This window comes from Ramlibacter sp. (assembly GCF_035655895.1).
GTDB lineage: Bacteria > Pseudomonadota > Gammaproteobacteria > Burkholderiales > Burkholderiaceae_C > Ramlibacter.
Genome location: NZ_DASRTN010000013.1, coordinates 65,603 through 80,788 on the forward strand (window position 1 = coordinate 65,603; position 15,186 = coordinate 80,788).

Annotated in this window: 1 protein-coding gene (running past one end of the window); it reads left to right on the forward strand. The window is 70.4% G+C overall.

Annotation, left to right across the window (positions count from 1 at the left end; genetic code table 11):
• Window positions 1-15,186, forward strand: the 5' portion of a protein-coding gene (locus VFE82_RS14795) for a tandem-95 repeat protein (protein ID WP_325001082.1). Its footprint extends 11,670 nt past the window's final position; 15,186 of the gene's 26,856 nt are visible here — the first part of the coding sequence; its start codon is at window positions 1-3; its stop codon lies off the right edge, out of view.

Here is a 15,186-nt window from a genome sequence, read left to right on the forward strand (position 1 = left end):
ATGGCGAAGGTCCCGAAACGCCGTCGGAGTCGACTGCTGGCGCTGGAACCGCGCGTCCTGTTCGATGGCGCTCTGGCGGCCGACCTCGCGGCCCCGCACGTCGCCGACGCAGCGCGCGTCGCCGATGCCGCCGCCATGGCCACCGCCGAGGCCAGCAAGCCGGTCGACACGGCGCCCGCCGCCGCCCCGGCCGCTCCCGCTCCCGCCGAGCCGCTGGCGAGCGACGCCGGCCCGGCGCCGGTCGACACCTCGCCGGCTCCTGCGCCGACCCCGGCCGAGCGCGCCGAAATCGTCTTCGTCGACACCTCGGTCGCGAACTACCAGGCCCTGGTGGCCGACGTCCGTTCCCCATCTGCCACCGTGGTGTTGCTGGACAAGTCGCGCGATGCCATCGACCAGATGGCGGACTACCTGGAAGGACGCTCCGACGTCGGCGCCATCCACGTGGTGGGCCACGGCAGCGACGGCATCCTGGTGCTGGGCGGACAGGCCTACACCGCCGGCGCCCTGGCACAGAACCACGCGGACGACCTCGCCCGCATCGGACGCGCCCTCAGCGCCGACGGCGACATCCTGCTGTACGGCTGCGACATCGGCAAAGGCACCGCCGGCGCGGCGTTCGTGGAGCGTGTCGCCCAGATGACCGGTGCCGACGTCGCGGCGTCGGACGACCGCACCGGCGCCGCCGCACTGGGCGGCGACTGGGACCTCGAGGTCCGCAGCGGCCAGGTGCTGACCCCGCTGTTCGCCTACCAGGCCGACCTGGCGCGCTACGCCGGCCTGCTGGCGCCGCCGGTGGTCGACCTCAACGCCCCCGGCACCTTCACGGCCAGTGACGCGTTCCCCACGTCCAGCTATGCCGGCGGATCGAACTGGGCGACCGGCTGGATCGAGTTCGACGCCGCGCCCTCCGGCGGCGGCAACAGCGACAACAGCCCGACCACCGCCAACATCCGGCTGGTGGCCGACAGCGTCGGCGGCTACGAGATCCGGATGGTCGGCCACGCCGACTCGCCACGCGACTACATCCAGCGCACGCTCAACCTGCTGCCCTACACGTCGGCCTCGCTGACCTTCACCTACCGCATGGCGGGGGTGGAGGCCGACGATCGCATCTCGGTGCAGGTGTCCAACAACAACGGCGCCACGTTCACCACCGTCGGCCTGCTGACCAACGTCGCGGGCAACATGACCCAGACGTTCGACCTGTCGGCCTATGTGGACGACGCCACGGTCATCCGCTTCACCACCAGCAGCGGCTTCCTGGAGGCGGACGACCAGTTCTACTTCGACAACGTCAGCGTCACGGCCACAGGCAACAACCACGACACGACGTACACCGAGAACGGGGCGCCGGTGCAGATCGCCGCGGCAACGGCCACGGTGGTCGATCCGGACGGCAGCCAGATCGCCGGCGCCAACATCGTCCTGAACAACCCGTTCGACGGCGACGTGCTGTCCGTGGGCACGCTGCCGGCCGGCATCACGGCCAGCGTCAACGGCAACACCGTCACGCTGGCCGGCCTGGCCACCGGCGCCGACTATGCCGCCGCCATCCGCGCGGTGACGTTCTCCAGCACCAGCGACACGCCCAGCACGACGATGCGGACCATCTCGGTCCGCGCCACCGACGCGAACGGGGAGCAGAGCCTCGCCTCGACGGCCTTCGTGCGCGTGGTCTCGGTGGACGACGCCATGGTCGCCGCACCGGACGCCTACGCCACCCAGAACTGGGTGCCCCTGACGGGCAACGTCATGGCGAACGACACCGACCCCGACGGCCAGCTCAGCGTGAGCACCACGCTGGTCACGCAGCCGGCCAAGGGCTCGGTGGTGATGAACGCCGACGGCAGCTTCACCTACACCCCTGGCGCCGCCGGCGCCTACACCGACACCTTCCAGTACCAGCTGGTGAGCATGGCCCAGGTGCCGGGCACCACCTACCAGTACTGGAACACGGTGCCGACCGGCAGCAGCCTGGCCACCGGGTTCCCGACCGGGCCGGCCACCGGGTCGGGGTTCCTCAGCTCCTACGACGTCGACAAGGCGGCGGCCGACAACGGGAACACGACCCTCAACAACTTCACCGTGCGGTTCACCAGTTCGGTGACCGTCACGCAGGCCGGCACGTACACCTTCTACACCGGCTCGGACGACGGCTCCATGCTGTACGTGAACGGCGCGCTGGTCGTGAACAACGACGGCGCGCACTCGTTCACCGAGCAGAGCGGCACCATCACGCTGGGTCCCGGCACCTACACCATCCAGGTCGACTTTTTCGAGGTCGGCGGCCAGGAGGACCTGCAGGTCAACTACGCGGGCCCGGACACCGGCGGCGTGCGCACCGACCTGGGCAACGCGGTGGGGGTGCTGGCGCCCACCTACGCGACCGGCACGGTGACGGTGAACGTGACGAACCCCGGCCCGCAGCTGGCGCTCAACGGCGCGACGGCCAATGCGCGCGACGACTTCACGACGCAGGCCTACAACCTCAACGTCGGCAGCTTCAACTTCGCCGGCAACTGGGTCGAGACCGACAACAACAACGCCACGACCGGTGACGTGCTGGTCAACAGCGGCGGCTACCTGCAGATCGCCGAGAACGACGCGACGCGCGGCTCGATCCAGCGCTCGTTCGACATGCTGGGCCTGAGCAACGGTCAGCCCACCCGGTTCGTGAAGACGCTGAGCTTCAACTACACGGACGGCGGCGGCACCGGCAGCGTGGCGCTGGAGATCTCCGCCGACGGCGGCACGACGTGGACGACGCTTGAAACGTTCACGGGCAACACGGCCAGCGCGCTCAAGAGCTACGACATCGCCAACTACGCGTCGTCGAACACTGTCGTTCGCTTCAGCTCCCTCAGCGGGAACAACTACGACTTCCGCGTCGACAACTTCCAGGTCAGTGGCGTCGCGGTCAACCAGGCCGGCACCTACACCGAAAACGGTGCGGCCGTCGCGATCGCAGGCGCAGCCTCGTCCATCGTGGACCCCACCGGCGACCAGATCGCCCAGGCCACGATCACCATCAACGCAGCCGCGCCGGGCGACTCCCTGTCGATCGTCGGCACCCTGCCGGCGGGCATCACCGGCACGATCGCCGGCAACGTGGTCACGCTCAGCGGCAATGCCTCGGCGGCCAGCTACGCGGCCGCGCTGCGGCAGGTGTTCTTCAACAGCACCTCCGACAACCCGCTGGCCGGCGTGCGCGACATCGCCGTCACCGTGCGCGACGTCAACGGCGCCGACAGCAACACGGCCCTGGCCCAGATCACCGTCGTGGCCGTCAACGACGCGCCCAGCGGCGTCGACAAGACCGTCACGGCCAGCGCGGGAACCGCCTACACGCTGGTGCGCAGCGACTTCCCCTTCACCGACGCCGAAGGCCATGCGCTCGCCAACGTGCAGATCACCACGCTGCCGGCGGCCGGCCGCGGCACGCTGCAGTGGTACAACGGGACGGCCTGGGTCGCGGTCACCGCGAACCAGACCATCTCGGCGGCCGACATCGACAACGCCCGCCTGCGCTACACCGCGCCGGCCGGCAGCTCGGGTACCGGCTACACGACCGTGGGGTTCCGCGTCCAGGACGCGGGCGGCACCGCCAACGGCGGCGCGAACACCGATGCCACGGCGAACACCATCACGATCAACGTGCTGGCAGCGGCGGCGAATCCCGTGCTGGCCGGCTCGAACACGCTGGCCTACACCGAGAACGACCCGGCCGCCAGCGTCAATCCGGCGATCACGGTGTCCGATGCCGACAGCTCGACGCTGACCCAGGCCACGGTCTCGATCACCGGCGGCTTCGTCAACGGGCAGGACGTGCTGTCGTTCGCCAACGACGGCGCGACGATGGGCAACATCGCCGCCACGTACACCGCGGCGACCGGCGTCCTGACCCTCACGTCTGCCGGCAACACGGCAACCCTGGCGCAATGGCAGGCGGCCTTGCGCGCGGTGAAGTACGCCAACACCAGCGACAACCCGTCCACGGCCAGCCGGACGATCAGCTTCCAGGTCCGCGACCCCGGCACGCTCGCGAGCAACACGGTGACCAGCACGGTGCAGGTCGCGGCGGTGAATGACGCGGCGGTCATCGGCGGCACGGCCACCGGCTCGACCATCGAGGATGTCACCACCAGTGCCACCGGCACGCTGACGGTCACCGATCCGGACAGCGCGACCACGCTGGCCATCCAGTCCCAGAGCGGCACCTACGGCACCTTCACGCTGTCGGGTACGACCTGGACGTACACCCTGAACAACGCGAGCGCGGCGGTCCAGGGGCTGACCGCCTTCTCGGGCGGCTCGGACACGCTCACCGTCGTCTCGGCCGACGGCACCACGCGCACGATCACGGTCGGCATCCAGGGGCGCAACGATGCGCCCTCGGGCACCGACAAGACCATCACCGCCGTCCAGAGCACGGCCTACACCTTCTCGGCGGGCGACTTCGGCTTCACCGACACGGTGGACGTGGGCGACACGCTGCTCGCGGTGCGCATCACGACCCTGCCCGCCGCCGGCTCGCTGGCGCTGAACGGCGTTGCCGTCACGGCCGGCCAGGTCATCTCGGTCGCGGACATCGATGCCGGGCGGCTGCGGTTCACCCCGCCCGCGAACACGACCACCCGCAGCTTCACCTTCCAGGTGCAGGACAGCGGCGGCACGGCCAACGGCGGCACCGACCTCGACGCCACGGCCAACACGATCACCATCAACGTCAACGCGGCCAATGCCGCGCCCATCCTGTCGGGCCCCTCGGCAGTGACGTTCGTGGAAAACGCGGCGCCGGTCGTGGTCAACGGCGGCCTCACGCTCACCGACGACGGCCCGACGCTGCCGAGTGCGACCGTGTCCATCACCGGCAACTTCGTCGCCGGACAGGACGTGCTCGCATTCGCGAACAACGGCACGACGATGGGCTCGATCACGGGCAGCTACAACGCCGCCACCGGCGTGCTGACGCTCACCGCGAGCACCGGCTCGGCCACGCTGGCGCAATGGCAGGCCGCGCTGCGTGCCGTGACCTACGCCAACACCAGCGAAGCGCCGAACACCGCGGTCCGGACGGTGCGCTTCACCGCCACCGACGGCACGCTCACCAGCACCGGCGTGGCGAGCACCGTGGCGGTCACGGCCGTCAACGACCGGCTCGTCCTGGGCGGCCCGACGGCCACGCTCTCGTACACCGAGAACCAGACGGCCCAGGCGATCGATGCCGGCATCACCGTCACGGATCCGGACAACCCTGCCAACTTCAACGGCGGCTACCTGCTGGTCGCCGTCGCCGGCAACGGCGACGCCGCCGACCAGCTGTCGGTCCTGGCGGCCGGCGGCATCACCGTCAGCGGCTCCAACGTCGTCTACGGCGGCCTGACGATCGGCACGGTCGATGCGGTGCAGAACGGCCAGAACGGCCAGGCGCTGCGGATCAAGTTCAACACCAATTCCAGCACGGCGTCGCTGCAGGCACTGTCGCGGGCCATCGGCTTCTCCAGCACCTCGAACGACTTCGCCGCCGCCACCAAGACCATCAGCTTCACGCTGGACGATGGCGGCAACACGGGTTCGGGTGGAGCGCTCGATGTCACCCGGCTGGCGCTCGTCAACCTCACCAACGTCAACGACGCGCCGACGGTCACGATCACGCCGGGCGCGTTCACCGCCGTCGAGCAGACGGTCCTGACGCTGTCGGGCACCGGCATCGTCATCTCGGATCCGGACGCCCGCTCCGGCAACGTGGTGGCGACCCTGACGGTGGGGCAGGGCGGGCTCACCGTCAATGCCGGCACCACCGGCGTCGCGGTGACCGGCTCGGGCACCGGCACGGTCACCCTGACCGGCACGGTGACCCAGATCAACAACCTGCTGGCCGGCGCGGCCGGCTCGTCGCTGAGCTACCTGAACGGCCTGGACGCACCGGCGGCCTCGACCACGTTCCAGCTGAGCGTCAACGACCAGGGCAACAGCGGCTCGGGCACGGCCCTAGTGGGCGCGGCGAGCCGCACCATCAACATCACTGCCGTCAACGACGCGCCGGTGTTCACGGGCACGGCGGGCGCCAGCTACACCGAGAACGGCGCGGCGGTCGCCATCCTTGCCGGCGGCGCGGTGAACGACCCGGACGCGATCACCGCCGCCGGCAGTTCGCTGACCGCGGCGCTGGGTGTCTACGTGGCAGGCGACACGCTCGCCATCGCCAACCAGGGCACCGGCGCCGGACAGATCGGGGCGGCCGGCGGGACGGTGACCTATGGCGGCGTCGCCATCGGCACGTACACCGGCGGCACGGCGTCCGACCTGGTCATCACGTTGAACGGCAACACCACGCCGCCGGCCATCGCGGCGCTGCTGGCGCAACTGACGTACGCCAGCACGTCCGACGATCCCACCGCCGGCGGCACGGCCACGACGCGCGCCCTCACGCTCACCGTCAGCGACGGCGGCAACACCGGCACCGGCGGACCGCAGACGGCCACGCGCACCGGCACGATCACCATCGCGGCCGTGAACGACGCGCCGGTGAACACCGTGCCCGCCGCGCAGACCACGCCCGAAGATGCCCCGCTGGTGTTCAGCGCTGCCAACGGCAACGCGATCAGCGTGGCGGACCTGGATGCAGCGAATGTCCAGGTGCAGCTGACGGTCACCAACGGCACGCTGACCCTCGGCAGCACGGCCGGCCTGACCATCAACGCGGGCGCCAACGGCACCGCGGGCATCACCTTCACCGGCAGCAAGGCCAGCGTGAATGCCGCGCTGGCTGGCCTGGCCTACAACCCCACCGCCAACTTCAACGGCGCGGCCACGCTGACGGTCGTGACGAGCGACCTGGGCGCGACTGGCACGGGCGGCGCGCTGACCGACACCGACACGGTGGCCATCACGGTGACTGCCGCGAACGATGTGCCGACCCTGACCGGCGCGGCGGCCACGCTCGCCTACAGCGAGAACGGTGCCCCGGCAGCGATCGACACCACCGTGGTGGTGGGCGACGTCGACGGCGGCTTCGCGGGCGGCTTCCTGCAGGTTGGCTTCAGTGCGAACGGCACGGCCGCCGACCAGCTGAGTGTGCTCAACCAGGGCACCGGTGCCGGCCAGATCGGTGTCGCAGGTTCCACCGTCAGCTACGGCGGCGTGGTCATCGGCACCATCGACACCACGCTCAACGGCGCCAACGGCGCGGCGCTCCGGATCGCGCTCAACGGCTCGGCCACGGCCGCCGCCACGCAGGCCCTGGCCCGCGCCATCGCGTTCGGCAACAACTCCGACACGCCCGCGACCACGGCCAGGACCGTGACCTACACGCTCGACGACGGCGCCAACGGCGGCCCCGGCGCGCTGCAGGCCAGCCGCACCGCGACGGTCAACGTGACCGCGGTCAACGATGCGCCCGTGAACACCGTGCCCGGTCCGCGCACCACGGCGGAGGACACCGCGCTGGTGTTCAGCGGCGCCAACGCGATCAGCGTGGCCGACGCCGATGCGGCCACCGTCCAGGTGCAGCTGAGCGTCACCAGCGGCACGCTGGCGTTGTCCGGCGTGGCGGGGCTGAGCTTCAGCGCCGGAGCGAACGGGTCGCCGACCATGACGTTCAGCGGCACCAAGGCCGCGGTCAACGCGGCGCTCGACGGCCTGAGCTACGCGCCGGCCGCCAACTTCAACGGCGCCGCCACCCTCACGGTCACGACCAGCGACCTCGGCGCCACCGGCACCGGCGGCGCGCTGCTCGACACCGACACGGTTGCGATCACGGTGACTGCCGTGAACGACGCGCCGGTGGTCACCGGCACGGCCGGCGGCACCTTCACCGAGAACGGTGTCCCGCTGGCGATCGTCTCCGGTGCGGCCGTGTCCGATGTGGACGCGGCGAACTTCGGCGGCGGCGCCGTCACGGTGTCCCTGGCGACGTACCAGGCGGGCGACACGCTCTCGATCGCCCACCAGGGCACGGCGGCGAACCAGATCGGCGTCTCGGGCGCCACCGTTTCCTACGGCGGGGTCACAATCGGCACCTTCAGCGGTGGCGCAGGCACCAGCCTCGTGGTGACGCTCAACGGCTCGGCCTCGGCCGCCGCCGTCCAGGCGCTCCTTGCGCAGTTGCGCTACGCCAGCAGCTCCGACGATCCGACGGCGGGTGGTGCCGCCACCTCGCGCGCCGTCTCCGTGGTGCTCGACGATGGCGGCAACAGCGGCAGTGGAGGCGCCAGGACCGCCTCCCTGGCCGGCACGATCACGGTGGTTGCCGCCAACGACGCGCCCACGCTGACCGGAGCGCCCGCCGTCCTGCCCTACACCGAGAACGGTGCGGCCGCCGCGATCGATGCCAACGTGGTGGTGGCGGACGCGGATGCCGCTGCCTTCGGCGGCGGCTTCCTGCAGGCCGCCTTCACCGCCAACGGCACATCCGCCGACCAGCTGTCGGTTCTCCACCAGGGCACGGGGGCCGGGCAGATCGGCGTGTCGGGGAGCACCGTCAGCTATGGCGGCGTGGCGATCGGGACGATCGACAGCACTTTGAACGGCACCAACGGCGCCGCACTGCGCATCACGCTGAACGGGGCAGCCACTGCTGCCGCGACGCAGGCGCTCGCCCGCGCGATCGGCTACGCCAACACCTCGGAGGCGCCGTCCCCCGCCGCCCGGACCGTGACGTACACGCTCGACGACGGCGGCAACGTCGGCGGCGCGGCCCAGCAGGCCACGCGCACCGCGACAGTCAACGTCACGGCCGTCAACGACGCGCCGGTCTTGGATCCCACCAGGAGCCCGGTGCTCGCCGGCGTCGCGGAGGATGCCGGGGCACCGGTGAACGGCTCGCCGGCGGGCACGCTGGTGTCCAGCCTGGTGGACTTCGCCACGCCGGCCGGACAACTCGACAACCTCAACGATGCCGACGCGTCGCCGCTCGCGGGCATTGCGATCACGGCCACTTCGGCCGGCGGCACCTGGTACTACTCGACCGACAATGGCGCGACCTGGTCGGCCATGGGGACCGTCAGCGCCGCAGGCGCGCGGCTGCTGGCCGCGGATGCGGCCACCCGCGTCTACTTCGCACCCGCCGCCAATGCCAACGGCACGGTCGGCGCGGCCATCACCTTCCGCGCGTGGGACCGCACCAGCGGCGTCAACGGCGGCACGGCGGACACCAGCGGCGTGAACAGCGGCGGGTCCACCGCCTTCTCGACCGCGACCGACACCGCGGCCATCACGGTCACGGCAGTCAACGACGCGCCGGTGGCTTCCGGCGGCGCGGCGCTCTCGCCGGTCGGCGAGGACACGCCCGCCCCGGCGGGCGCCACGCTCGGCGCACTGTTCGGCGGCAACTACAGCGACGCCGTCGACGCGGTGAGCGGAGGCTCGAGTGCCACGGCGCTGGCCGGTGTCGCGATCGTCGCAAACACGGCCACGCCCGCACAGGGCTCCTGGGAGTATTCGTCGAATGGGGGCACGAGCTGGGCGGCGGTGCCCACCGGCGGTTTGTCCGACACCGCGGCACTGGTGCTCGCGAATGACGGCGCGACGCTGCTGCGCTTCCGCCCTGCAGCCGACTTCAACGGCGTGCCGGGCGGCCTGACCGTCCGCCTGTCGGACGGCACGGGCTTCGCGGCCGGCACGTCGGTCAACCTCGCCACCGCGGGCATCGGCGGCACGGGCGGCTGGTCGTCTGCGACCGTTGCCCTCGCCACGAGCGTCACGGCCGTCAACGATGCGCCGGTGGTCGACCTCAACGGGGCGGCGGCGGGCAGCGACCACACCGCCACGTTCGTCGAGCAGACGCCGGTGCTGATCGCGCCGGGCGCCACCCTGTCCGACGTGGACAGCGGCACGCTTGCCTCGATGACAGTGACGCTGGCCGCCCGGCCGGACGGCGACACGGTCGAATCACTGTCGCTCGACGCAACGGCCAGCAGCGCGGCCACCGCCGCAGGCCTGACGGTCGGCTACACGGCCTCGACCGGAGTCCTGACCATCACCGGCACCGCCACGCAGGCGACCTACCAGGCCATCCTGCGGGGCGTGCGCTACCAGAACACCAGCGACACGCCAGCCACTGTCGCGCGCGCGGTCTCGGTGGCCGTGCACGACGGCGCTGCCGGCAGCACGGTGCGCACCACGACGATCGGCGTGACGCTGGTCAACGACGCCCCGACGGCGGCGGCCACGAGCATCACGACCGCTGAGGACACCGTGCGCAGCGGCACGCTGCCCACCGCCGCCGACCTCGACGGCGACGCCGTCGCGTACGCCCTCGCCACGGGCGCGGCACACGGAACGGCCACCGTGGCCGCCAACGGCACGTACACCTACACGCCGGCCGGCGATTTCAACGGCACGGACAGCTTCAGCTACACCGTGAGCGACGGCCACGGCGGCAGCAACGCGTACACCGTCACGGTGAACGTGACGGCGGTCAACGACGCGCCGACAGCGGGGCCGACGAGCATCACCGTGGCCGAAGACGGTTCCGCCACCGGCGCATTGCCGGCGGCGACGGACGTGGATGGCGACGCGGTCACGTACTCTGTGGCGACGCCGGCGGGCCACGGCACGGTGACGGTTGCCGCCAACGGCACCTACACCTACACCCCGGCCGCCAACTACAACGGCGCCGACAGCTTCAGCTACGTCGTCAGCGACGGCCAAGGCGGCAGCAACACGTACACCGTCACGGTCAACGTGACGGCGGTCAATGACGCCCCGACGGCGGCGAACACCTCGATTTCAGCGACTGAGGACCAGGTCGCGATGGGCAACCTGCCCGGCGCGACGGACATCGACGGCGATAGCGTCACCTATGCGGTCGCGACGAACGCGAGCCACGGCGCCGTGACCGTGGCACCGAACGGTGGCTACACGTACACGCCGGCCGCCAACTACAACGGACCGGACAGCTTCACGTACACCGTGAGCGACGGCAAGGGCGGCTCGAACACGTACACGGTCACGGTGAACGTGACGGCGGTGAACGATGCGCCGACTGCCGCGAACACCTCGATCGCCGTGGCCGAAGACGGCTCGACCAGCGGCTCGCTGCCGGTCGCGACGGACGTGGATGGCGACGCGGTCACCTATGCGGTCGCGACGAACGCGAGCCACGGCGCCGTGACCGTGGCACCGAACGGTGGCTACACGTACACGCCGGCCGCCAACTACAACGGCCCGGACAACTTCACGTACACCGTCAACGACGGCAAGGGCGGCTCGAACACGTACACGGTCACGGTGAACGTGGCGGCGGTGAACGATGCCCCGACCGCCGCGAACACCTCGATCACCGTGGCCGAAGACGGCTCGACCAGCGGCTCGCTGCCCCTGTCGACGGACGTGGACGGCGATGCCGTCACGTACTCGGTCGGAACTGGCGCGAGCCACGGCACGGTGACGGTGGCCGCGAATGGCACCTACACCTACACGCCCGCGGCCGACTACAGCGGCGCCGACAGCTTCACTTACACCGTCACCGACGGCAAGGGCGGCACGAACACCTACACCGTCACCGTGAACGTCACGGCCGTCAACGACGCGCCGACGGCGGGCCCGACGAGCATCACCGTGGCCGAAGACGGTTCGGCCACCGGTTCGCTGCCGGCGGCGACGGACGTCGACGGCGATGCCGTCACGTATTCGATCGGAACTGGCGCGAGCCACGGCACGGTGACGGTCGCCGGCAACGGCACGTACACCTACACCCCGGCCGCCGACTACAACGGCCCCGACAGCTTCAGCTATACCGTGACCGACGGCAAAGGTGGCAGCAACACCTACACCGTCACGGTCAACGTCACGGCGGTGAATGATGCGCCGGTCGCCGCCAACATCTCGATCACCGCAACCGAAGACCAGGTGGCCACGGGCAACTTGCCTGGCGCAGCGGACATCGACGGCGATGGCGTGACCTATGCGATTGCGACGACGGCGAACCACGGCACAGTGACAGTGGCGCCGAACGGTGCCTACACCTACACGCCAGCCGGCGACTACAACGGCGCCGACAGCTTCAGCTACACCGTCACCGACGGCAAAGGCGGCAGCAACACGTACACCGTCACGGTCAACGTCGCCGCGGTCAACGACTCGCCTGTCGCCGGTGGGGCCAGCATCAACGTCACCGAAGACGGCTCGACCAGTGGCGCGCTGCCGGTCGCGACGGACGTGGACGGGGACGCGGTCACGTACTCCGTGGCGACGCCTGCGGCCCACGGCACGGTGACGGTGGCTGCGGACGGAACCTATACCTACACGCCCGCCGCCGACTACAACGGTCCCGACAGCTTCAGCTACACGGTCAGCGACGGCAAGGGCGGCACGAACACCTACACCGTCACCGTGAACGTCACGGGCGTCAACGACGCGCCGGTTGCCGCCGCGACCAGCATCACGGTCGCCGAAGACGGTTCGGCCAGCGGCTCGCTGCCGGCGGCGACGGATGTGGACGGTGATGCCGTCGCGTATGCGGTGACCACGCCCGCCGCACACGGCACCGTGACGGTGGCGTCGAACGGCACGTACACCTACACGCCTGCGGCCGACTACAACGGCGCGGACAGCTTCAGCTACACCGTCTCAGACGGCAAGGGCGGCAGCAACACGTACACCGTCGCTGTGAACGTGGCGCCGGTGAACGATGCGCCGACGGCAGCGAACACGACGATCACCGCGACGGAAGACCAGGTTGCCACGGGCAACCTGCCTGTTGCCGCGGACGTCGACGGCGACGCCATCACCTACACCCTCGTCGCTGGCACCTCGCACGGCACGGTCACCGTGGACGCGACGGGCGCCTACACCTACACGCCGGCGGCCGACTTCAATGGCGCTGACAGCTTCACCTACGCGGTCAGCGACGGCAAGGGCGGCTCAAACACGTACACGGTCTCGGTGAACGTGGTGGCGGTGAACGATGCGCCGACGGCAGCGAACACCTCGATCGCGGCGACGGAAGACCAGGTCGCCGCCGGCACCTTGCCGGGGGCGACGGACGTGGACGGCGATGGCGTGACCTACGCCGTCGCGACGAATGCAAGCCACGGCACGGTGACCGTCGCGGCCAATGGCACGTACACCTACACGCCGGCGGCCAACTACAACGGGGCCGACAGCTTCAGCTACACCGTCAGTGACGGCAAGGGCGGCAGCAACACCTACACCGTCTCGGTGAACGTGGCGGCGGTGAACGACGCGCCGACGGCAGCGAACACGACCATCGGCGCAACGGAAGACCAGGTCGCCACCGGCACCTTGCCGGGGACAATGGACGTGGACGGCGATAGCGTGACCTACGCCGTCGCGACGAATGCAAGCCACGGCACGGTGACCGTCGCTGCCAATGGCACGTACACCTACACGCCCGCCGCCGACTACAACGGGGCCGACAGCTTCAGCTACACCGTCAGCGACGGCAAGGGCGGCAGCAACACCTACACCGTCTCGGTGAACGTGGCGGCGGTCAACGACGCACCGGCCGCTGCGGCGACCAGCATCACCGTCGCCGAGGATGGCTCGGCCAGCGGCTCGCTGCCGACGGCGAGCGATGCCGATGGCGACGCGGTCACCTACGCGCTGGCCTCGGGCCCCGCGCACGGAACCGTGACCGTCGCGGCCACTGGCGCGTACACCTACACGCCCGCCGCCGACTACAACGGGGCCGACAGCTTCAGCTACACGGTCAGTGACGGCAAAGGCGGCAGCAACACGTACACCGTCTCGGTGAATGTGACTGCGGTGAACGACGCACCGACGGCTGCCGCCACCAGCATCACCGTCGCGGAGGACGGCTCGGCCACCGGATCGCTGCCGGCCGCGAGCGATGCCGATGGCGACGCGGTCACCTACGCGCTGGCCTCGGGCCCCGCGCACGGAACCGTGACCGTCGCGGCCACTGGCGCGTACACCTACACGCCCGCCGCCGACTACAACGGCGCCGACAGCTTCAGCTACACCGTCAGTGACGGCAAGGGCGGCAGCAACACCTACACCGTCTCGGTGAACGTGACCGCAGTGAACGATGCGCCGACGGCAGCGAACACCTCGATCGCGGCGACGGAAGACCAGGTCGCCGCCGGCACCTTGCCGGGGGCGACGGACGTGGACGGCGATGGGGTCACCTACGCCCTGCTGGCGAACGCCAGCCACGGCACCGTGATCGTCGCGGCCGATGGCACGTACACCTACACGCCGGCAACCGACTACAACGGCCCGGACAGCTTCAGCTACACGGTCAGCGACGGGCAGGGTGGCAGCAACACCTACACCGTGTCGGTGAACGTGACCGCGGTGAACGATGCACCGACGGCAGCGGCCGCCAGCATCACCGTCGCTGAGGATGGCTTGGCCACCGGTTCGCTGCCGGCCGCGACGGACATGGATGGCGACAGCGTCACCTATGCGTTGGCTGCTGCCGCCGCCCACGGCACCGTCACCGTGACGAACGACGGCACGTACATCTACACGCCGGCGTCCGACTACAACGGACCGGACAGCTTCAGCTACACGGTCAACGACGGCAAAGGTGGTGCGAACACCTACACCGTCTCGGTGAACGTGACCGCGGTGAACGACGCGCCGGTCGGCTCTGCCACGAACATCACGGTCGATGAGGACGGCGCGGCCACTGGATCACTGCCGGTCGCGACGGACATCGACGGGGACCCGGTTGCGTACGTCGTGGCGACGCCCGCAGTGCACGGCGTGGTGACGCTGGCCTCCAACGGTGCGTACACGTACACGCCGGCGGCGAACTACAGCGGCCCGGACAGCTTCAGCTACACGGTGAGCGACGGCAAGGGTGGAACGAACACCTACACCGTCTCGGTGAACGTGACCGCGGTGAACGACGCGCCGGTCGGCTCTGCCACGAACATCACCGTCGCCGAGGACGGCTCGGCCACCGGCTCGCTGCCGGTCGCGACGGACATCGACGGCGACGCCGTGACTTATGCCATCGCGGCGGCCGCCGCGCACGGCACTGCGACCGTCGCGGCCGATGGCACGTACACCTACACGCCCGCCGCCGACTACAACGGCGCCGACAGCTTCAGCTACACGGTCAGCGACGGCAAGGGCGGCACGAACACCTACACCGTCACCGTGAACGTCACGGCCGTCAACGACGCGCCGGTTGCCGCCGCGACCAGCATCACGGTCGCCGAAGACGGTTCGGCCAGCGGCTCGCTG